Below are 21,464 nucleotides of genomic sequence, written 5' to 3'. Positions count from 1 at the left end.
AAACCAGTAGGCTGGCGGGTTACTTCACCACTTCGAGCCACCCTTTCAGTTGCTGGCCGCTGGTGGGGTTGATGAGCAGGTAATAGTAGTTGCCAGCCGCCTGGCCAGCGCCATCCCAATTGTTGTCGTAGCCTTCGCGCTGATACACGCGCTGGCCCCAGCGGGTGTAAATGGTCAGGTTCCAGTGGCTGGGGTCCTGGCCGGGCAGCACGAAGGAGTCGTTCTGGCGGTCGCCGTTGGGGGTGATGATGTTGGGCAGCGGGGCCGGGCAATCGACAGCCACCAGGGTGGTGCGGGCCTGGGCACGGCAGCCCTGGGCGTTGGTGATTTCCACCTGGTACTTCCCGGCCTGGGTAGCCCGCAACTCGGGGCCAGTGCTGCCATCCTGCCAGCGAAAGGTGGTGCCGGCCGGCTGCGGGCCCGGGCTCAGCAGGCGCGTGGCTCCGTAGCACAGCGTCGAATCGGAGAGGGCGAACGTGGCTACCGGCAGGGGCGACACCACCACCGTTTGCGTGGTGGTGAACACCTGGCCCGACGTGGCGGTGACCCGCAGCGTAACGGTGTAGCGCCCCGGCTGAGCGTAGCGGTGGGCCGGGGCCTGCCCCGCGGCCGAGTTGGCGGCGCCGGAGGCAGGGTCGCCAAAATTCCACTCGTAGGCCGTGGCCGTCACAAACGGGCTCAGCGACGAGGCGAACTGAACAAGGCTGCCCGCGCAGCCGGTAGCTGCCGCCACGGTGCCGGCCCCGGAAATGACTACTGGGCTTAGGTTCAGGTCGTTGGTGGCCCGGGGCAGGGACTTCAGCGCGAAGCGGCTGGGCGTCAGCGACACGGCCTCGCGGTGGTAGCCGCTGGCCGCGCCCGCGGCGTTGGGCAGCTCAAACCGCCCGAGGTAGCTGCTGTTGTCGGCCAAGTAAATCCGGCCATCGACGCCCATTTGCAGGTTCGAGCCATAAGACTCGATTATGGGCCGTTGCAGTTGGGCCACCACCGTGCGCGAAGCCGCCACGGCCGCCGGTGGCCCGGCCAGCAGGTCGTACTGCCACACCTCGCGGCTGAACAGCGTGTCGACGTACAGCTTCGAGCCGTCGGGCGACAGCTCCAGCCCACCCACGCCATCGAAGTGCGAAAACTGGTTGTTCACCACCCGGTAGTGGCCCGGCGGGTAGGTGTCCGGAATCACGTAGGAATCGGTAACGGTGCCGGACTGGGGCTGGAAATGCGCAATCTCGTGGTAAAACACGGACGTAACCGACGTGCTGTTGAACGGGCCCTGCGGAAACTGGTGCGTGCTCATGGCCAGGGTTTTGCCATCGGCTGAGGCTTTGAGCTGGCCCAGGGAGGGCAGGTCAATCACCACCGCCGGCCGGGGCCCGGGGCTGATGATGGCCGGCCGCTGCAGGCCCTGCGCCGTGAGCAGCAGGCTCACGTACTGCCGGGCCAGGTTTTGGGCCACCAGCCACAGGTCGCGGCCATTGGCGTGGCGCACGGCCACGAAGTTGGTTATCAGGATGCCCCCGTTGCTGCGCGGCACCACAGGCAGTTCCACCACGCTGTCGGGCAGCACGGTGCCCAGGCCGCCGTTCGCACTCATATCCACCACCGAGTAGGTGAAGCCGGGCCGGTAGCCGCGCGTAATCAGGTTTTGGTTGGTGAAGATGTAGTAGCGCCCCGGCCGGCCCGGCTGGGGCACGGCCATTACCTGCTGGGGGTACGCATTCAGGGTCGAGCTACCGGCCATTACCTGTCCCAACTGGTTCCAGACCAGCTGGCCGTCGGTGGTGAACTGGTAAGTGCCGGCGGCGTCCGAGAGGCAGGCCATGTCGGCGTTCAGCCGCAGGGTGCCGTTGGTAAGCGCCGTTGGCGCAGTTAGAAACGTGAGCCCCGCCTGCTGGCCAAAGTACCAGTTGTAGTACTCGCGCTGGGCATGCGCGCCGGGCATGGCCAAGAGCAGCAGTAAAATGGCAGCCAAAACCGGGCGCAGGTATTGATGGCCCAATGAGAATAGTTGAAAAATGCCGCGGTAGAAAAACGCCATGCCGAGGAAGATGGGAAGCCAGCAAAAAGAAAAGCCGCCCGGGCAACGTCTGCGGGCGGTACGCCGGGCCTGACCGCCCGCCCGCCCCCGTGGTTGCACACCGCCGGTTGGGCGCCTACCGCCGCACCTCCACCCAGCCCTTCACGCGGTGGCCGTCGGGGTAGGTGAGGAGGTAGTAGTACACGCCGTCGGGTTGGCCGGGGGCGCTCCAGTCGTCGTGGTAAACGGGACTGTCGAACACGAGCTGGCCCCAGCGCGAATACACCTGCAGGTGCGGCGCGCAGTCGGGACCCAGCTTGAATGCCTGGTTCTGAGCATCGCCGTTGGGGGTGATGATGTTGGGGACTTTGCGTTCCAGCACCGTTACGGGCGCCAGCTCGACGGTCGTTTCGCAGCGGCCCTGGAAGTAACGCGCCCGCAGCCGGGGCTGGTAGGTGCCGGGCGTGGCGTAGGTGTGTACCGGGCTGGGGTCGGCTGACTGCGTGCCATCACCAAAATCCCAACTCAGCCCCAGGTCGGCGGTTCCGCTACCCGGCGAAAACTGCACCGTGAGGGGCGCGAGCTGCGTTTCGGGGCAGGGCACTGCATTCCAGCCGGGGGCCAGCACCGGCGGCGCTGTGAGGGCAATGCGTCGGGTTGCGGTCTGGCTGGTGCAGCCCGCCGCACTCGTGTAGCGGTAGCCCACCGTGAACGGCCCTGCTTGCCCAGCCGGCGGAGCGAAGGTGAAGCCCGTGGCCACGCTGCCGCTTACGCCCGGCCCACTGAATACGCCGCCCGCCGGGCTGCCGCGCAGGGCCACCGGCGAGCTGTTGAAGCAAATGGTGGTATCGGCGGCCAGGGCCGAAGTGGGCTGCGGCGCCACCACCACCTCCTGGTTGGTTTGCACGGTGCAGATGCCCACGGTAACTGCGTAGGCCAACTGGTAGGTGCCTACTGGCAGATTTGGCGTGAAAACGTAGCCTGTGGCCGCGCTGCCGCTCACGCCCGGCCCGCTGAAAGTACCGCCCGCCGGAGTTGCCGTCAGCTGCACGGGCGCATTGGGAACTGCCACGCAATAGGTGCGCTGCAGCAGCGGCGTGAATACCACCGCGGGCGGGGCCACCACCGTGATGCGGCGCGTGCCCGTGGTGGTGCACAGCCCCGTGCTGGGCACCGTGTAGGTGAGGGTTTGCACGCCCACCAGCGCTGCCGAAGGCGTGAACACGTAGCCCAGGCTTTGGCTGCCGCTCACGCCCGGCCCGGTCCAGATGCCGCCGGTGGGGTTGCCGGCCAGCGGCTGCGGGCCGGCGTTGGCGCACACGCTTTGGTCGGCACCGGCGTCGGCTATTTCGGGGCGGAAATCGAGCACGAAAGCCGCGTTGTTGCAATTGGCCCCAAACCCCGGAAAGCTGCTGCCATTCACCGTGGAGTAGGTGTTGGCCCCGGGCGGAATGGGAAAGCCGGTGGTCGAAAAGCACGAGCAAACGGCCTCGTACACAATGCCGCGCGGGTCGAAGCGCGACGTGCCACCGTCCACGTGCTCGCCCTCGGTGCCGGGCGTAGTGTCGCCGTAGAAAGTGGCATAGTCGAGGCGGGTGAGGCCGGCCGAAAACTGGGCCAGGTAAAAGTCCGAACCATCGGTGGCGGGCTGGGCGGCGTTGCTGGTTACGGGCAGGCCATCGGTGGTGCCGTTGCCATCGAGGTAAGGCCACATGGCCGTTGAGTTGGGAATTGTCCGGCCATTCACCATGCCGCCCCAGCCGCACACGTACACCCGGTCGCAGCGGTCGACCAGAAACGCCGTGGGGTCGAGGTTAACCTGGCCGGCGCTGCCGGGGGCCGTGCTGCCAAACACGGTGGCCAGCTGGCTCTGGGTCAGGCTGGCATCAAGCTTCTGAATGAACTGCGTGCCGCCGGCCGTGGTGTAGAGGCCCGGCGATACCGGGAACGCGCCCCGCGTCTGGCCCAGCAGGTACACGCCGCCATCGGTGCCCAGCTGCAGGAAGTAGGCCTGGTCGTAGGCCGCCGTGCCCACGTAAGTAGCCCGCAACAGGCTGGTGCCGCTGGCCGCAATGCGCACCACAAAGCCGTCGACGTTGCCGGGGCGGGTGGTTTTGTAAGCACCGGCAGTGGTCGGGAAATTGGGGCTGAGCGTGCCGCCTGCTACATATACGTCGCCACTGCCGGGTTCCACCTGCAGCGAGTAGGCCGCATCGGCTCCGCTGCCGCCGAGGTAGCTGGCCCAGCGCACAGCATCGAGGCCGGGCGCAAGCTTGGCCACCACGCCATCGGAAGTGCCGCCGCGGTAGGCGCCGCCCAGCCCGGCCGCAACCGGAAAGTTGGCCGAAGTGGTGTGCGACGCCACGTACACGTTATCGGCCGCATCCACGAAAATATCGCCCCGGAAGGGGTCGCCGTAGTTGTGGGCCAGTTGGAAAGTTGCACCACTGGCCGATGTCGACGGCAGCAGCGGCAGCAGCCCCTCGTTGCCGGTGCCGCCCAGGTAGGTCGAGCCCACCAGGCCGGTGCCCGTGGCGTTGAGGCGGGTAATGACCAGGTCGGAGCCGTTGGGCGAGTCGTAGGGCGGGCCGTAGCCGAAGGGGTCGGTGGCCACGCCGCCGGCAAACCGCTGCTGCGCCGCGTTGGTGGTTACCGGGTAGTCGTTCGAGCCCGAAGTGCCCAGCACCAGCAATTCGCCCCGGCTGTTCACCACCAGGCTGGCCGGAAAATCGGCGCTGCTGCCGCCCAGGTAGGTGGCCCACACCCGCGCCGGCGGCCCGCTTACGTGCGTGTCGAACTTAATGATGGCAATGTCAACCAGCTCCTTGAAGGAGGTCTGAAAAGCTCCCGCCGTAGTTGGGTAGCCCACTTCGAAGGCAATGCCGCCCGAGTACAGGTTGCCGGCCGGGTCGTAAGTCGCCGTGAAACCCCAGTTGTTGGCCGCCGAGCCAGTGTAGCTGGCAAACACCACCACAGGGTCGATGACGAGGGCGCGGCTGTGGTCGTACTGGCCCAGGGCAAACTGCACAGTACCGTTTGCCAGCGCGTAGTGGCAGGGTACGGCGCGGCGGTGGCCGGCGGCATCGGTTTGCCAGGCCTGCGGGGCGTGCTCTACCACGGTGCCCACGCTGGTTTGCACCACCAGGTTGCCGCCGTCGTCCAGCTTCACGCCATCGGCTCCTTCGTGGCGCAGGCCAATGGCGGTGGCATCGGCCCCGGGGGCCAGCACGAAATCGTATTCCAGCTGCTGCGTCGGGCTTTCGTAGAGGCGGGCGCTGATGCCGGGCCACAGGCCGTCGTAGCGCAGGGCGCGGTAGGCGGGCACGTCGGCGGCCCAGTGGGCGGGGTCGTGGCCCAGGAAATAGCTGCGGTGCTCGGCAGTGCGGGCTTCGGCAATGATGGTGGCCGGCGCGGCCCCGGCAAAGCGCAGGGCCAGGGCGTGGCCGCGCAGGGGCTGCGCTTCCGTGCCCGCTACGCCGTGGGCCGCGCCCCGGTGGTTGTGCTGGCCCGGGCCACCGTCGGCCAGCAGGGCCAGCGTCACGCCATTGGCTTCGGCAAACAGGCGGCCGCTGGGCAACTCGGCCGCGTAGCGCACGGGGGCGGGCCACTGGCCCTGGTTGGCCACAAATTCCAGCGTAGCCCCGGGCGGTACCAGCGGCGGCTCGGGCGCTTGTGCCCGGGCCGGGCCGGTGAGCAGGGTGGCAGCGGCGAGTAGCAGTAGCTTCATGGGCAGGCGTGGGAAGGGGGAAGAAGTGGGCGGCCAAAGTATTGGCAGCAGTTGACCCGCTTATAGAAAAGGTAAAAGGTGAGCGTTAAAAGTTAAAGTTCGTTTAGTCAGAATTTTAACTTTTGACGCTCACCCTTTAACCGTTCTTAGTGGCGTACCTCAAGCCAGCTTTTCTGGCGGCGGCCATTGGCATCGCGCAGCAGGAAATAATAAATGCCGTCGGGCAGGTTGCGGGCATCCCAGTCGTTGTGGTAGTCATCGGACTGGTACACCCGCTGGCCCCAACGCGAATACACTTCCAGCGACGTGGGCTGGCAGCTGAAGCGCGGCCGGAACGTTTCGTTGAGCGAGTCGCGGTTGGGGGTGATGATGTTGGGAATCTTCATCTCGCCCACCTCAATCGGCGAAAAGCCCGTGAGCACCTGGCAGTTGCCGTAGCGCGCCGTGAGGCGAATGCGGTACTGGCCCGGCTGTTGGTACAGGTGCGTTGGCGTGGCCTCCGTGCTGAGCGGGGTGCCATCGCCAAAGTCCCATTCGTAGGTGGCATTGGGGGCCAGCAGCACCGGCGTGAGCGGGCAGTTGAACGGGGCGAGGCCGGCATATTGCGGGTGGTTGTTGCACACGGGCAGGTTCAGGCCCACGTTCTGGGCCGACACCGGGGCCAGCACCACCGTGCGGGTGGCGGTGGCCTGGCAGGGCCCGGCGCGCACCGTGTAAGTCAGGGAAAACACACCGCCGCGGTTATTGGTATTCGGGGGCGTGAAGAAGCCGCCGGCCGTCACGCCGGTTCCGCTCCAGGTGCCGCCGGCCGGGCTATATCCCTGCAGCTGGAACGGCTGCTGCTGGTCGGCACACAGGGTAATGGGGGGGCCGGCATCTACCGACGATGGGCTCACCACCAGCACCTGCCGGGCAATGCTGCCGCAGCCCAGCGAGTCGACCACCGCGTACGTGAGCGTGTGCAGGCCCGCGCCCGCCACCGCCGGGTCGAAACGCCCGTTGCTCACACCCGGCCCGCTGAAGGTGCCGCCGGCCGGTGTGGCCACCAGCGCTACCGCTGCCTGCGTGGTGCACAGGTCGGGCAGGGCGGCCAGCGTGGGCGCCATCGGCGGGGCCACCACGTAGCGCACGTAGCGGGTGCTCACGCAAATGCCGGTGGTGGCCACCGTGTAGCCGATGACGTACTGCCCCGGCCCCACCGCCGTGGGCACGAAGCGGAAGCCGCCGCCCGGCGCGGCCTGCACGCCGGGGCCGGTCCAGGTGCCGCCGGCCGGGGCCCCGCCCAGGGCTACCGGGCCGCCATCCAGGCACACAAAGCGGCGCGGGCCGGGGTCGGCCTGCAGCACCTCGAAGTTCATTTTGAAAGCGCCGTTATTGCAGTTCGAGCTGCCGTTGTGAATGGTGTAGGTGCCCGCGCCCGGCGGCTGCGGAAAGCCCTGGGTGCCCCGGCAGCTGGCGCATACCGCCTGATACACCACCCCGCGCTTGTCGAAGCGCGAGGTGCCGCCGTCCACGTGCTCGCCCACGCCGCCAATTTCACCAAAAAACGTGGCGTACTCCAGCTTGGTCAAACCCGGCGCAAACTCGGCCAGGTAAAAATCCGAGCCGTCGGTGGTGGGTTGCACGGCGCCCGGCGTCACGGGCAGGCCGTTGGTATTGCCCCCGAAGTAGCCCGCGTTGTCGGCCCCGCCCCAGCCGCTGATGTACACCCGCTCGCAGTCGTCGACCAAAAAAGCCGTGGGCACCAGGTTGGGCCCCCCGCCGCTGCGGTTGCCGAAAGTGATGCTGAACTGGCTGACGGCCAGGTCGGCATCGAGCTTCTGAATAAACTGCGGGCCGCCCACCGTGCCGGCCAGGCCCAGGGTATTGGGGTAGCTGCCAATGCTTTGGCCAAACACGTAGGGGTTGCCTGCCGCATCGAGCTGCAGCAGCTGGGCCAGATCGGTGCTGCTGGTGCCCAGGTAAGTAGCGCGCTCCAGGGTGCGGCCGTCGGCGCTGATGCGGGCCACGAAGCCATCGGCCGAGCCGCCCGGCGCAGTGGGGTGGTAGCTGCCGGCCGTGGCCGGAAAGTTGGCCGAGCTGGTGCCGCCGCACACAAACACCCGCCCCTGCGCATCGCGCTGCACGGAAAACGCGGCATCCTGGCCGCTGCCGCCCAGCAGCCCGGCCCACAGCACGCTGCGCAGGTCCGGCGTCAGCTTGCACACCACGCCATCCGACGGCCCGCCCTGGTAGGTGGCCCCGAAACCGCTGGCCAGGCCCGGAAAGCCGGCCGCACTGCTGGTCGAAGCAGCCACGTACACGTTGCCGGCCCCATCGAGCAGCACGTCGCTGCGAAAAGCATCGCCGTAGTTAATGGTTACGGGCGAGCCGGAGGTTATTACGCCATCGTTGCCGGTGCCGCCCAGGTAGGTGCTGGCCAGCAGCGCCCCGCCGTCGGCCCGCAGGCGCGTCAGCACCAGGTCGGCGCCGTTGGGCATGTAGTAGAACGACGCCGAAGTGCCGAAGGGCGCCACTGCCGGCCCGCCCCGAAAAGCCGGCTGCACCACCCCGGTAGTAGTGGGGTAGTCGCGGCTCGACGTGCTGCCCAGCAGCACCAGCTCGTTCTGCCCGTTCACCACCAGGCTGTGCGGAAACTCGGTGTTGGTGCCGCCCAGGTAGGTGGCCCACACCCGCGCCGCCGGGCCGCTCACGGTGGTGTTGTACTTGATGAGGGCAATATCGGCCAGCGCGGCAAAAAAGGTTTGGAACGCGCCCGTTGTAGTGGGGAAGCCGATATCGAACGCAATGCCGCCCGAGTACATGTTGCCCGCGTTGTCGTACGTTGCCGTGAAGCCCCAGTTGTCGGCCCGCGAGCCGGTCAGGGTCGAAAACTGCACCGTCGGGTCGATGGTCAGGGCGCGGCTGGCGTCGTACTTGCCCAGGACAAAGCGCACCGTGTGGTCGGCCAGCACGTAGCGGCAGGCCACGTTCTGGCGCCGCCCATTGGCATCGAACTGCCAGGCCTGCGGGGCCAGCTCGGTGGTGGTGCTCACCGTGGTTTTGATGACGAGGTTGCCGGCCGCGTCCAGGCTCAGGGCCGAGGCCCCGTCGTAGCGCAGGGCCACGCGGGCCGGGTTGGCGCGCGGGGCCAGCAGCACGTCGTACTCCAGGCGCTGGGTCTGGTTTTCGTACAGGGTCAGGTCGATGCCGGGCCAGAGGTCGGCGTAGCGCAGTTGGCGGTAGGCCCGCACGTGGCTGGCCCAGTGCTGCTCGTCGTTGCCCACAAAATAATTGCGCTCGCCGGGCGTCACCTCGCTCGCCGTAAGGCGGGCCTTGGGGCTGGCTTTCTCGAAGGAAACCGAGTAGGCGTGCGCCGCAATGGCCCCGTTGGCCGGGCCGGCCGGGGCCGGCGCGCCGGCGCCCGAACGGTGGTGCTGGTCGAGAAACGCGGGGTCGTAGAAGGCGTACGTCAGACCGGTAGGCTGCACAAACAGGCGGCCGCTGGGCAGGGCCGCCGCGTAGCGCACGTGCTCATCCCATTGCCCCTGGTTGCGGATGAACTCCAGGCTGCCGCCCTCGGGCCCGGCCGAAACGGCCTGCGCGGCCAGTGGTAGCATCAACCCTACAGCCAGGCACAAGGCCCGGCCAACAAAGCGAAAAGGTAGCGTCATAAAAAGCGGAAAGTGAACGCAAAATGGAAAGGAATGCCCCGGCGTAAGGCCCGGGGCGCAGGCGAAACGCGGGCCGCGCAAAATTCGTGCGAGGGGTAGTGCGAAGGTATAGCCGCCGGGCCCGCCCTACCTTTGCCGTACCCCCTTGTTTGTGCCGTGCGTCGTTCTTTCGCCTTCAAGCTTACCCTTCTCACCCTGGCCTGGCTGCTGCTGGCCATCGCCTGCCAGCAAATTCCGGCCCGCGCCTTCTGGCCGGCGCTGTTCGGGGCGCTCACCACGCCGCTGGCGCTGCTGCTCACGGCGCTGCTGGCCCTATACTGGCTGCGGCGCAACTGGCGGGTGGCGCTGCTGCCGCTGCTGGCGCTGGGCCTCACGTGGCCGCACGTGCAGCGCGGGTTGTCGCTGCATCCGTCACAACTGGTGGCTGATTATGAGCAAGCGGTTCGTACCAACCAGGGCGCACATCCGACTTTCTTGCCTGGCGCAGGCACTGCGGGCGCCGTTTCGCTGCTCTCGGCCAACGTGCGCATTTTCAACGTGTACTCGGAGCTGCGTGAGCCCGGCGACGCGTCATCGAAAAACTTCATTCGCTGGCTGGCTAGCAGCCCGGCCGACGTGCTGTGCCTGCAGGAGTATTACAACGAGCCCGGTGGCTCGGCCGAAAACGGCCAGGTGTTTCGCAGCGAAGCCGCCCTGGGCCGGGGCAGCGGCCGGCACGCGTTTGTGTCGCCCAGCCTCACCAACCGCGTTGGGGCCGAGTTTGGGCTGGCCATTTTCTCGCGTTACCCCATTGTGCGGCGCGGCACCATTCCCTTCGGCAAGCTCACCCAGAACCACGCCATGTGGGCCGACCTGGCCCGCGCCCACGATACCATTCGCGTCTTCAACGTGCACTTCCAGAGCATGAGCATGGCCGAGAGCGACATTGCCACGGCCACCGAAAGCCGCGCCGGCCTGCGCCAGAAAGCCCCCAACCTGCTGCGCCGCTTCCGCAACGGGGCCGTGGCCCGGGGCAACCAGGTCGATACCGTGCTGGCCCGGGTGCGGCGCTCGCCCTACCCCGTGCTGCTGGCCGGCGACTTCAACGACCTGCCTTATTCCTACACCTACGACCAACTCGCCGACCACCTGCAGAATGCCTGGGCCACCGCCGGGCTGGGCATCGGGGCCACCTACCACGGCCAGCTGCCCTTCCTGCGCATCGACCAGCAGTTTGCCAGCAAGCAGTGGCAGGTGCTGGGCTGCCGCGTGCACCAGGAAATCAAGTGGAGCGACCATTACCCGATTGAGGGGTTGTATCGGCTGAAGTAGAAGTGAGGGTTCTTCTTGTAGATTGAGAACGTCGTGCCCAAGGCCCTTCAAAACCGTAGGCTATTTTGAGCAGAATGTTCTTGCTTTTTGTTACGGCCTCCCGGCCGCCGCACGTCGCGCGGCCCGCTACCTTTGCACCATGTCGCTCTCGCTCTATAACACGCTTACCCGCAAGAAAGAAGAATTCCAGCCCGTGCACGCGCCCCAGGTGGGCGTGTACCTGTGCGGCCCCACGGTGTATAGCGAGGCCCACCTGGGCAACGCCCGCGGCCCGGTGGTGTTCGATGTGCTGACGCGCTACCTGCGCCACCTCGGCTACCAGGTGCGCTACGTGCGCAACATCACCGACGTGGGCCACCTCGAAAGCGACGCCGACACCGGCGAGGACAAGATGGAGAAGGCCGCCCGCGCCGCCCGCATCGAGCCCATGCAGGTGGCCCAGCACTTCACCAACCGTTACCGCCAGCACATGCTGGGCCTGGGTTGCCTGCCGCCCGACATCGAGCCCCAGGCCAGCGGCCACATCATCGAGCAGATTCAGGTGATTGAGGAAATTATCAACAACGGCCTGGGCTACGAAGTCAACGGCTCCGTCTACTTCGACGTGCCCAAATACAACGAGGAAGGCAAGCGCTACGGCAAGCTCTCGAACCGCAGCATCGAAGACCAGCTGGCGGGCACCCGCGCCAACCTCGAAGGCCAGAGCGAAAAGCGCAGCCCGCTGGATTTTGCCCTCTGGAAAAAGGCCTCGCCCGAGCACATCATGCGCTGGCCCTCGCCCTGGGGCGAAGGCTTCCCCGGCTGGCACCTCGAATGCTCGGCCATGAGCCGCAAGTACCTCGGCGAGCTGAGCGACATCCACGGCGGCGGCCTCGACCTCATGTTTCCGCACCACGAATGCGAGATTGCGCAGAGCCAGGGTAGCCACTCGCACTCCGACGAGGCCCGCATCTGGATGCACAACAACATGATTACCGTGAACGGCACCAAGATGAGCAAGAGCCTGGGCAACTTCGTGCTGCTCGGCGACCTGTTCCTGGGGCCCACCGGGCCGCTGGCCTCAGGCTACTCGCCCATGGTGGTGCGCTTCTTCCTGCTGCAGGCCCACTACCGCTCGCCGGTTGACGTAAGCGACGACGCCCTGCAAGCTGCCCGCAAAGGCTACCGCAAGCTCATGAACGGCCTGCGTTTGCTCGATAAGTTAGTTGTTAGTGATTCGTTGCCAGTTGTTAGTGAGGGCGATGCAAAAATTCTAACAACTGACAACCAACAACTAACAACCGAAGCAGCGCAGCTGCTGGCCCTGGCCGCCAAGCCCGCCGAGTTCCTCGACGACGACCTGAACACGCCCCGCGCCCTGGCCGCCCTGTTTGATTTGCTGAAGCGCTTCAACACGCTGGCCGCCAACCCGGCCGCGCTGGCCGAAGTAGGCCCCGCCGCCCTCGCGCAAGCCGCCGCCACCTACCGCGTGCTGGTGCAGGACGTGCTGGGCCTGCGCGACGAGCCCCGCGCCAACGTGGAGCAGCTGCTCGAACTCACCCTCGGCTTCTACTCCGAGGCCAAAGCCGACAAAGCCTACGACAAAGTCGACCAGATTCGCGGCGCCCTCAAAACCCAGGGCATCGTGATAAAGGACACCAAGGCCGGCGTAGAGTGGGCCTACAGCGAAGAATAAATCAGCGGAAATCGTCTGTCATCCTGAGCACCGCGAAGGACCTTATCACGGCTGTGTTTAGTTAAAGTATCAATAAAGAATCCTGGCGCGATAAGGTCCTTCGCAAGCTCAGGATGACAGTTCCACCCCCATGCGTTTCCGCTCCTTCCGCCTTCCCCTTGCCGCGCTAGCCGGCCTCGTGCTGCTCACCGGCTGCCCCGATAAAAAATCGACCGAAACGGCCGAAACCAGCGCACCGGCCGCTGCGCCCGCATTGCCCAAGGCGCCGGTGTTCAATGCCGACTCGGCCTACGCCTTCACGGCTAAGCAGGTGGCTTTCGGGCCGCGCGTGCCCAACTCGAAGGCGCACATTGCCTGTGGCAACTGGCTTGTGGCCAAACTCAAAAGCTACAAGCTGAAGGTGATGGAGCAGCCCTTCGAGGCCATGACGTTTGACGGCACCAACATCCACGCCCGCAACATCATTGCGCAGTACCAGCCGCAGGCGGTGCGCCGGGTGGCCATTTTCGGGCATTGGGACACGCGCCCCTTCGCCGATGCCGACCCCGACCCCAAAAAGAAAAACAAGCCGATGGATGGCGCTTCCGACGGGGCCAGCGCCGTGGCCGTGGCCCTCGAAATGGCCCGCATCCTAAGCCAACTGCCCGAGGCGCAGGCGCCCGGCGTGGGCGTTGACTTTATCTTCTTCGACGCCGAAGACTGGGGCCACGACGAGACCACCCAGAAGGACCTCAAAAACCAGCTCGAAGGCGGCAGCACCGACTCGTGGTGCCTGGGCTCGCAGTATTGGGGTACGCACCTGCTGCCCGCCAACTACAAAGCCGAATACGGCGTGCTGCTCGACATGGTGGGCGCCAAGGGCGGCAGCTTCACCCGCGAAGAAACCTCGCGCACCAAAGCCCTCTTCGCCCTCGATAAAATCTGGAACGTGGGCACCCAACTCGGCTATTCCGATTTCTTCCGCTACGAAGACACCGGCGGCATCACCGACGACCACGTGTACACCAACAACGCGGGTATTCCGACAGTCGACATCTACGACCACCCGCGCTACGGTACCGATTACTTCCCGCCCTACCACCACGCCACTGCCGATAACATGAGCATCATCGACCGCAAAACGCTGAAAGCCGTGGGCCAGACGATGACGCAGGTGCTGTTTGTGGACTAAATGCTAACGTGGCCCGTTGAAAAAGCTGAAAAGCGGCCGTTGGGGCAACCCGGCGGCCGCTTTTGGCATTATCCGGGCTCACCTTTCCCTTTTTGCTGTTGAAATCTCTTCTTGCCTCCCTGCTGCTGCTGGTCCTCGTGCTGCCCGCGCTGGCCCAAAAACAATTACCCACCGTCGTCAGCCCGATGTTTTTGTTTCGGCAGCACCTCAACGTGCAGCCCTACGCTGGCAAGCCCTACCGCCTGGCTGCCCGCATGAAACTGACCGCGCCGGCCACCGACAGCGCCGATGCCAACGTCTTTGCTGCGTATTTCGACCTGAATAAGCAGTACCTCGGCAGCACCACGCCCGGCCTGATGCGGGCCAAACGTCGCGACGGCGCGTGGCGGTCCTTCGCCCTCACGGGCAAGCTGCCGGCCCGGGCTGTCCTGCTCGTCATCAATGCCAACACCTACCTGAATGGCACGTTCGGCTTCGATGATTTCACGCTGGAAGTCGAAACCAGCAAGGGCCACTGGCAGCCCGTGCCCGTGGCCAACGGCGACTTCAGCGTGGCCCGCACCGATAGCACCAGCCAATTTCCGAACGGCTGGCGGCCCAGCTACCTCGTGCCCGCCAACACCTACCGCACCGTGCTGGAGCCCTCCGGCAACCGCTACCTCGAAGTGGTGGGCACCGGCGTGGTACACTACGGCCACAACGCCCAGGCCGGCCACACCGTGGCCCTCAACGGCATCAAGCTCTACTACGAAACCTACGGCCAGGGCGAGCCGCTGCTGCTGCTGCACGGCAACGGGCAGTCCATCAACGCCTTTAGTGCCCAGATTCCGGAGCTGGCCAAGCACTACCAGGTAATTGCCGTGGATACCCGCGCCCAGGGCAAGTCGACCAACGGCAAGCAAACCCTCACCTACGACCTGTTTGCCGATGATATGAGCGCCCTGCTCAAGGCCCTCAACATTCCCGCCGCCCACGTCGTGGGCTGGAGCGACGGCGGCAACACCGGCCTCAGCCTGGCCCTGCGCCACCCGCAGCAGGTGAAAAAGCTGGTGACGATGGGCGCCAATCTCTGGTTCGATACTTTAGCCGTAACGGCCGCCACGCTAAAAGAGGTGAACAAGGACATTCGCATGGCCACCCTGCTGGGACCTGTCAACAAGCACGTGCGCCAGATGCGCCCGCTGCTTGTCCTACTGCGCGACTACCCGCGCATGAAAGCCCCCGACCTGGCCAGCATCGCCGCCCCCACGTTGGTGCTGGCCGGCGAGCACGACCTGATTCAGGATGCCCACACCCGCCTCATTGCCAGCAGCCTGCCGCACAGCCAGCTGCGCATCTTCCCTGGCCTCACGCACTACGTCCCGCGCGAAGACCCGGCCGCGTTCAACGCCGCCGTGCTGGGTTTCCTACAGGCTAAACCATAATGCGAAAGCGCCCGTGGAGTAGCTCCACGGGCGCTTTCGCTTTTGTAAATCAGAAGCCGCTAGTTACGCTCCTGAATAAACTCCTGGTTGGCTTTGAACCACGCCAGCGTCTGCTTCAGGCCCTCGCGGATGCGCACCTGCGGCTGGTAGCCCAGCAGGCGGTTGGCCTTCGAGATGTCGGCCAGCGAGTCGCGGATGTCGCCGGCGCGGTCGGGGCCGAACTTGGGGGCCAGGTCCGAGCCCGCTTCTTCGCGCAGGATGTCGTACATCTGCACCAGCGAGGTGCGGTCGCCCACGGCGATGTTGTACACTTGGCCCAGCGCCTCGGGGTTGGTTACCAGCGCGGCGCGGATGTTGGCTTCCACGCAGTTCTCCACGAAGGTGAAGTCGCGGGTCTGGCCGCCATCGCCGTTCAGCGTGGGCGGCTCGTTGCGCAGAATAGCGTCGATGAACAGCGGAATCACTGCCGCGTAAGCCCCGCCCGGGTCCTGGCGCGGGCCGAAGATGTTGAAGTAGCGCAAACCCACGATTTCCATGCCGTAGGTTTTGGCAAACACGTCGGCGTACAGCTCGTTGGCGTACTTCGTCACGGCATAAGGCGAGAGCGGCTTACCGATGCGGTCTTCCACCTTCGGCAGGCCGGGGTGGTCGCCGTAGGTCGAAGAAGAGGCGGCGTACACGAAGCGCTTCACGCCCGCGTCCTTGGCGGCGGTCAGCATCTGCACGAAGCCGCCCACGTTCACGTCGTTTGTCAGCACCGGGTCCTTGATGGAGCGCGGCACCGAGCCCAGCGCCGCCTCGTGCAGCACCACGTCCACGCCTGCGCAAGCCGCCGCGCAGGTGGCCGCGTCGCGGATGTCGCCCTCAATGATTTCCAGACGTGAGTCGCCGGCAAACAGCGCCAGGTTTTTGCGGAAACCGTTGGAGTAGTTGTCCAGCGTCCGCACTTTTTTCACGCCGTATTTCAGCAGATACTCCACGATGTTGGAGCCGATGAAGCCCGCGCCGCCGGTCACGAGAAAAGTCAGATTGTCGAGCGGCCGCTCGTGGAAGGGGTTGTCGTACACTTCGTTTAGTTAAGAGTTAAAAGTTAGGAGTTAAGAGTTGAAACCTAGTAGCTTGAGTGGCTTAAGCATCAACTCTTAACTACTGACTATTAACTCTCAACTGAAGCGCTAGCGCCCCGCGTATTGTTTTGCGTTGTATTCCTGGTACGCGCCGCTGGTCACGCTGTTCAGCCACTCCTCGTTTTCGAGGTACCAGTCCACAGTTTGGGCCAAGCCCTGCTCGAAGGTCACGGACGGCTTCCAGCCCAACTCGTTCATGATTTTGCTCGAGTCGATGGCATAGCGCATGTCGTGGCCGGCGCGGTCGGTCACGAACTTGATGAGCTTGCGCGAGGTGCCCACTTCCTGGCCGGTTTTCTGGTCCACCACGTCGCAGAGCAGCTCGATGAGCTTGAGGTTCTGCCACTCGTTCACGCCGCCGATGTTGTAGGTGTCGCCGTTTTTGCCCTTGTGAAACACCGCGTCGATGGCCGTGGCGTGGTCTTTCACGAACAACCAGTCGCGCACGTTTTCGCCCTTGCCGTACACCGGCACCGGCTGGCCGGTGCGCAGACGGTGAATGGCCAACGGAATCAGCTTCTCGGGGAAATGGTTGGGGCCGTAGTTGTTCGAGCAGTTGCTCAGCTTGATGGGCAGGCCGTAGGTGTGGTGCCAGGCGCGCACAAAGTGGTCGGAACTGGCCTTCGACGCCGAGTAAGGCGAGCGCGGGTCGTAGCTGGTTTCCTCCGTGAACATCTCGGGGCCGAAGTCCAGCGAGCCGTACACCTCGTCGGTGCTCACGTGGTAGAACACGTGGCCGTCGTAGCCGCCGGGCTGCCACAGGTGGCGCGCCGCGTTCAGCAGGTTCACGGTGCCAATAACGTTGGTTTTTACAAACGCCATCGGGTCGGTGATGCTGCGGTCAACGTGGCTTTCGGCCGCGAGATGAATTACCGCGTCGGGCTCCTCGTTGGCAAAAAGCTGGTCGATGAAGTTCTGGTCGGCAATGTCGCCTTTGATAAAGCGGTAGTTTTCAGCTTTCTCAATATCGCGCAGGTTCTCCAGATTGCCGGCGTAAGTCAGCGCGTCGAGGTTGAGAATCTGGTAGTTCGGGTACTTGGTAACGAACAGCCGAACAACGTGGGAGCCAATAAAGCCGGCCCCGCCGGTGATGAGGATTTTCATAATTAGCTGCTAGCTTTTAGCTGCTAGCGTTTAGCTTTTTCGTGTTAAAAAACTCTGAACAGAGCTATCAAATAATACCTATTGGCTATCAGCTAAAGCAACTTGCCACTTCCACGAGCTGGCGAGCGAATCGGCCAGCGAGGTTTCGGTTTTGAAGCCCAGTACCTGCTCGGCCTTGGTGGCATCGGCGTAGATGGCGGGCACATCGCCGGGGCGGCGTGGGCCGATGCTGTAATTCAGCTTCTGGCCGCTCACCTGTTCGAAAGTCTGCACCACTTCCAGTACCGAGTTGCCGTGGCCGGTGCCCACGTTGAAGGTCTCCACAGTTTCGGTGGCCTTGCGGTCAAGCAGGCGCTGCACGGCCACGATGTGGGCCTTGGCCAAATCTACGACGTGGATGTAGTCGCGCACGTTGGTGCCGTCGGGCGTGTCGTAGTCGCTCCCGTTGATGGTCAGCTTCTCGCGAATGCCCGCTGCCGTCTGGGTTATGAACGGCACGAGGTTATTGGGCACGCCCAGCGGCAGCTCGCCAATCTTCGCCGATTCGTGCGCGCCAATCGGATTGAAGTAGCGCAATAGAATGGTATGCAACGTGTTATCGGGCGCACCCGCCACGTCGTGCACTACGTCTTCACACATCTGCTTGGTGCGGCCGTAGGGCGACGAGGCCGGCTTGGTGGGCGTGGCTTCCGTTACGGGCAGCGCATCGGGGATGCCGTACACGGTGCACGACGACGAAAACACGAGGTTCTCCACGCCGAACTCCTTCATCACCTGCAGCAGCGTCAGCAGCGAACCCACGTTGTTCTGGAAGTAGGCCAGCGGCTTCGCCACCGACTCGCCCACGGCCTTGAACGCCGCGAAGTGAATCACGCCCTTGATGTCCTTTTCGGTCTCAAAAACCTGCCGCAGCGCCGCCACGTCGCCGCAGTCGATGCGGTAAATCGGCACGGCCCGGCCCAGGATAGCCTCAATGCCCGCCAGTGCCGACTCCCGCGAGTTGCTAAAGTCGTCGATAATAACGGGCTGGTAGCCAGCCTGCGCCAGCTCCACCACCGTGTGGGAGCCGATGTAGCCGGCCCCGCCGGTAACGAGAATCTTATTCATAGGGTCTTGGGGACTTAGGGTCTTGGGAACTTGGATTCCCGGCGCCTTAGGCATTTGGCTCGTCTGCGATTGCAGAAAAAACCAAGACCCTAAGTCCCCAAGACCCTAAGTCCCTAATAATTACAGGCTCCAGTATTGGATGTCTTTCATCTGGCCGCGGTACAGGCCTTTGATGTCGACCAGCACGGGGTTTTCGGCAGTAATGGACTGGAAGTAGGCTTCGTCCTTCTCGGCGTAAGCTTTGTGGCTCACGGCCACAATCACGGCGTCGTAGTCGGTGCGTACGTCGTCGTTGTGCGTCAGGCGGAAGCCGTACTCGTGGTGCAGCTCGTTCGAGTCGGCGTGCGGGTCGATGATGTCCACGTTCACCGAGAAGTTTTTCAGCTCCTGAATCACGTCGGCCACCTTCGAATTGCGGATATCTTCCACATTTTCTTTGAACGTGGCGCCCATCACCAGCACGCGGCTCTTGGCCACGTCCTTGCCCTTCTTAATCATCATCTGCACCGTTTTGCGGGCGATGTAGGCGCCCATGTTGTCGTTGGTGGTGCGGCCGCTTAAAATGACTTTGGCATCGTAGCCCAGCTCTTTGGCCTTGTAAGTCAGGTAGTACGGGTCGACGCCGATGCAGTGGCCGCCCACCAGGCCGGGGCTGAACTTGAGGAAGTTCCACTTAGTGCCGGCGGCTTCGAGCACCTCGTAGGTGTTGATGTTCATGCGGTCAAAAATCATCGACAGCTCGTTCATCAGCGCAATGTTGACGTCGCGCTGGGTGTTTTCGATGATTTTGGCGGCTTCGGCCACGCGGATGCTGCTGGCGCGGTGCACGCCGGCATCTACCACCAGCTCGTACACTTTGGCAATGGTGTCGAGGGCTTCCTGGTCGTTGCCGCTCACCACCTTCACGATGCGGCGCAGGGTGTGCTCCTTGTCGCCGGGGTTGATGCGCTCGGGCGAATAGCCCACTTTAAAGTCAGTCGGGAATTTCAGGCCCGACAGGCGCTCCATCACCGGAATGCAGTCTTCCTCGGTGCAGCCGGGGTACACAGTGCTCTCAAACACCACGTAGTCGCCCTTTTTCAGCACCTTGCCCACCGAGCCCGATGCGCCGAGCAGGGGCTTGAGGTCGGGCATGGCGTGCTCGTCGATGGGCGTGGGCACGGCCACGATGTAAAACTGCGCCTGGCGCAATACTTCCAGCGAGTCGGTGAAGGTGATATCGCAACCTTCGAAATCTTTCGCCTCCAGCTCGCCGCTGGGGTCGATGCTTTGCTTCATCTGGGCCACCCGGCCGGCGTTGATATCGAAGCCAATCACCTTCAGCTGCTTGGCGAATTCGAGGGCGATGGGCAGGCCTACGTAGCCGAGGCCGATGACGGCCAGCGTGGCCTCTTTGCGCAATAGTTGGTCGTACACGAGAAGTAGTTGTCGGTTGCTGATGTATTCGGTTGCTAGCTGCTGGCTTTCGGCAGCTTAGAGGTTTTAGAGGCCACCGGCTGCACCGTGGTGCCGTCGGGGCTGAGCTCGTATTTTTCGTTGGTTTCGGGGCAAGCGGCCCGGCCCTGCGCGTCGAATTCGAGGCGGTGGCCGGCGGCGCTCATCCAGCCCTGCGGGCGGGCGGGGGTGCCGTATACGAGGGCATAGGCCGGAACGTCGTGCGTAACCACGCTGCCGGCCCCCACGAAGGCGTAGCGGCCCAGCCGCACGCCGCACACGATAGTGGCATTGGCCCCGATGGTCACGCCCTGCTCCAAGTAAGTAGTAAGGTATTGCCCGGGGCCCTTACGCGGAATGGCGCTACGCGGGTTCTTCACGTTGGTGAATACCACGGAGGGGCCCAGAAAAACGTCGTCCTCGCAGATAACGCCGCCGTAGAGGCTCACATTGTTCTGCACCTTCACGTTGCGGCCCAGCGTCACGCCGTCGGCCACAAACACGTTCTGGCCCAGGTTGCAGTTTTCGCCCAGGTCGGCCCCCGCCGAGATGTGGCAGAAGTGCCAGATGCGGCTGCCCCGGCCCACCTGGCAGCCTTCGTCGAGGATGGCCGTGGGGTGGGCGTAGTAATCGGGGGTGGAGTGCGACATGCGGGCAGCGGGTGGTTTCGGACCGCAAAGGTAAGGCAGCGAGCGGGGTTGGGGTCGTACTTTTGGGTAATCCACCGAAACCGACTCTGTTATGGGCCTGCCTGCTTTCAAACTAGATTCCGAAGAATTCGTTTCGCCCGATGAATACCTGCGCCTGGAACGCGAGGCCGAGCACAAACACGAATATATAGCCGGCAAAATCGTGGCCATGGCTGGCGCCAGCTATGCGCATAATCGCATTTGTTCCAACTTGACGGTAGAAATTGGCGCGCAGTTGCGGGGCAAAAGCTGCTCCGTAGTGGGCAGCGACCAGCGCCTGCAAATTCTCAACAGCAGCGCTTTTGTGTACCCTGACCTGACGGTGGTCTGTGGCAAGCCGGAGTTCAATGAGGACAAAAAGCCCGATACACTACTAAATCCCACGCTGCTTGTCGAAGTGCTTTCGCCCAGCACCAGCCAGTACGACCGCAGCGATAAGTTCATGCTTTACCGCCAGGTGCCCAGCCTGCGCCAGTACTTGGTGCTGGATTCCCAGGCGGCCTACGCCGAGCTGCATTCGCGTGATGAATTGGGCCGCTGGGTGCTCACCGAAACCCGCGACCTGAGCGCCGTGCTGGACCTCAGCAGCATCGGCTGCCAGGTGCCGCTGGGCGAGGTGTATGTGGGCGTTGAGTAGGATTAGTCCTTAGTGCTTGCCTTGAATTGATTCCAGCAGTGAGGCAATGCCGTAGCCGAATGAAATCATGAGGTAAAAGCAAAAACTTACGTAGGTTAACCAAAGCATCCCGATGAAGACTGCTATTGATTCGCCCACGTGCCGTTGGCGTAATGACCACACCAGCAGGCCGGTATTGAACACCATTCCCAGCCCCCAACAAATTAGCATATTGGTTTCTATAGCTGCCTGAGACAATGCTACGCTACTGCCAGGCGCTTTCACAAAATCAATATAAAGCGACGCATACGCCCACAAGCTGTTGAGCAACAGCATGACCAACAGCATCAGGAAGAAGCGAGGCCAAGCCGACCACAGATTTCCGACTTGCTGATAGGGCATGGCAGCGGCT

Annotated in this window: 14 protein-coding genes; 5 read left to right on the top strand and 9 right to left on the bottom strand. The window is 64.1% G+C overall.

Annotated elements, in window-relative coordinates; translation table 11 throughout:
- Positions 1–19 precede the first annotated feature (19 nt).
- From MON38_RS12550 to MON38_RS12540, 3 genes are all read right to left on the bottom strand, one after another.
- Entirely contained in the window at positions 20–1,969 is a 1,950-nt protein-coding gene (locus tag MON38_RS12550; RefSeq protein WP_241936517.1) for a T9SS type B sorting domain-containing protein, read from the bottom strand.
- Positions 1,970–2,150: 181 nt separating this feature from the next.
- Positions 2,151–5,741 carry a DUF7948 domain-containing protein gene (locus MON38_RS12545; RefSeq protein WP_241936516.1) on the bottom strand — a complete coding sequence of 1,197 codons (3,591 nt, stop codon included), beginning with the start codon at positions 5,739–5,741 and terminating at the stop codon, positions 2,151–2,153.
- A 146-nt stretch (positions 5,742–5,887) separates the two neighbouring features.
- The gene (locus tag MON38_RS12540; RefSeq protein WP_241936515.1) at positions 5,888–9,394 is read right to left on the bottom strand and encodes a DUF7948 domain-containing protein; all 3,507 of its coding nucleotides are present in this window, start codon (positions 9,392–9,394) and stop codon (positions 5,888–5,890) included.
- A 156-nt stretch (positions 9,395–9,550) separates the two neighbouring features.
- On the opposite strand from MON38_RS12540, the gene MON38_RS12535 reads away from it, so the two are divergent.
- The 4 genes from MON38_RS12535 to MON38_RS12520 all read left to right on the top strand — a co-directional run bounded on the left by MON38_RS12535 (position 9,551) and on the right by MON38_RS12520 (position 14,975).
- Entirely contained in the window at positions 9,551–10,705 is a 1,155-nt protein-coding gene (locus MON38_RS12535; protein ID WP_241936514.1) for an endonuclease/exonuclease/phosphatase family protein, read from the top strand.
- 139 nt (positions 10,706–10,844) lie between these two features.
- Positions 10,845–12,380, top strand: coding sequence for a cysteine--tRNA ligase (cysS, locus tag MON38_RS12530; protein WP_241936513.1), 1,536 nt, complete (start codon positions 10,845–10,847; stop codon positions 12,378–12,380).
- Between the two features lie 130 nt (positions 12,381–12,510).
- Complete coding sequence (locus MON38_RS12525; protein ID WP_241936512.1) at positions 12,511–13,551, top strand: M28 family peptidase; 1,041 nt, start codon at positions 12,511–12,513, stop codon at positions 13,549–13,551.
- 98 nt (positions 13,552–13,649) lie between these two features.
- A complete protein-coding gene (locus MON38_RS12520; RefSeq protein WP_241936511.1) occupies positions 13,650–14,975 on the top strand; it encodes an alpha/beta fold hydrolase in 1,326 nt (441 codons plus the stop codon).
- 59 nt (positions 14,976–15,034) lie between these two features.
- Here MON38_RS12520 and MON38_RS12515 read toward each other — a convergent pair whose 3' ends face one another.
- From MON38_RS12515 to MON38_RS12495, 5 genes are all read right to left on the bottom strand, one after another.
- Positions 15,035–16,042 carry an SDR family oxidoreductase gene (locus MON38_RS12515; RefSeq protein ID WP_241936510.1) on the bottom strand — a complete coding sequence of 336 codons (1,008 nt, stop codon included), beginning with the start codon at positions 16,040–16,042 and terminating at the stop codon, positions 15,035–15,037.
- Positions 16,043–16,150: 108 nt separating this feature from the next.
- Positions 16,151–17,206 (bottom strand): dTDP-glucose 4,6-dehydratase, encoded by a 1,056-nt coding sequence (gene rfbB, locus MON38_RS12510; RefSeq protein ID WP_241936509.1) that lies wholly within the window; start codon positions 17,204–17,206, stop codon positions 16,151–16,153.
- Between the two features lie 78 nt (positions 17,207–17,284).
- Positions 17,285–18,313 carry a UDP-glucose 4-epimerase GalE gene (galE, locus tag MON38_RS12505; RefSeq protein ID WP_241936508.1) on the bottom strand — a complete coding sequence of 343 codons (1,029 nt, stop codon included), beginning with the start codon at positions 18,311–18,313 and terminating at the stop codon, positions 17,285–17,287.
- A 120-nt stretch (positions 18,314–18,433) separates the two neighbouring features.
- Positions 18,434–19,729, bottom strand: a complete 1,296-nt coding sequence (locus MON38_RS12500; RefSeq protein ID WP_241936507.1) for a nucleotide sugar dehydrogenase — start codon at positions 19,727–19,729, stop codon at positions 18,434–18,436.
- 35 nt (positions 19,730–19,764) lie between these two features.
- Complete coding sequence (locus tag MON38_RS12495) at positions 19,765–20,397, bottom strand: acyltransferase (protein ID WP_241936506.1); 633 nt, start codon at positions 20,395–20,397, stop codon at positions 19,765–19,767.
- 91 nt (positions 20,398–20,488) lie between these two features.
- On the opposite strand from MON38_RS12495, the gene MON38_RS12490 reads away from it, so the two are divergent.
- Positions 20,489–21,073 (top strand): Uma2 family endonuclease, encoded by a 585-nt coding sequence (locus tag MON38_RS12490; protein ID WP_241936505.1) that lies wholly within the window; start codon positions 20,489–20,491, stop codon positions 21,071–21,073.
- Between the two features lie 9 nt (positions 21,074–21,082).
- On the opposite strand, the gene MON38_RS12485 is transcribed toward MON38_RS12490, so the two are convergent.
- The gene (locus tag MON38_RS12485; protein ID WP_241936504.1) at positions 21,083–21,454 is read right to left on the bottom strand and encodes a hypothetical protein; all 372 of its coding nucleotides are present in this window, start codon (positions 21,452–21,454) and stop codon (positions 21,083–21,085) included.
- Positions 21,455–21,464: the final 10 nt, after the last annotated feature.

Source organism: Hymenobacter cyanobacteriorum (assembly GCF_022631375.1).
Classification (GTDB): domain Bacteria; phylum Bacteroidota; class Bacteroidia; order Cytophagales; family Hymenobacteraceae; genus Hymenobacter; species Hymenobacter cyanobacteriorum.
This window is presented reverse-complemented; position numbering and strand designations above follow the sequence as displayed.

Coding starts and splice junctions, on each gene's coding strand:
- MON38_RS12545 (WP_241936516.1), bottom strand. CDS start 5,741: ATGAAGCTACTGCTACTCGCCGCTGCCACCCTGCTCACCGGCCCGGCC.
- MON38_RS12540 (WP_241936515.1), bottom strand. CDS start 9,394: ATGACGCTACCTTTTCGCTTTGTTGGCCGGGCCTTGTGCCTGGCTGTA.
- cysS (WP_241936513.1), top strand. CDS start 10,845: ATGTCGCTCTCGCTCTATAACACGCTTACCCGCAAGAAAGAAGAATTC.
- MON38_RS12525 (WP_241936512.1), top strand. CDS start 12,511: ATGCGTTTCCGCTCCTTCCGCCTTCCCCTTGCCGCGCTAGCCGGCCTC.
- rfbB (WP_241936509.1), bottom strand. CDS start 17,206: ATGAAAATCCTCATCACCGGCGGGGCCGGCTTTATTGGCTCCCACGTT.
- galE (WP_241936508.1), bottom strand. CDS start 18,313: ATGAATAAGATTCTCGTTACCGGCGGGGCCGGCTACATCGGCTCCCAC.
- MON38_RS12495 (WP_241936506.1), bottom strand. CDS start 20,397: ATGTCGCACTCCACCCCCGATTACTACGCCCACCCCACGGCCATCCTC.
- MON38_RS12490 (WP_241936505.1), top strand. CDS start 20,489: ATGGGCCTGCCTGCTTTCAAACTAGATTCCGAAGAATTCGTTTCGCCC.
- MON38_RS12485 (WP_241936504.1), bottom strand. CDS start 21,454: ATGCCCTATCAGCAAGTCGGAAATCTGTGGTCGGCTTGGCCTCGCTTC.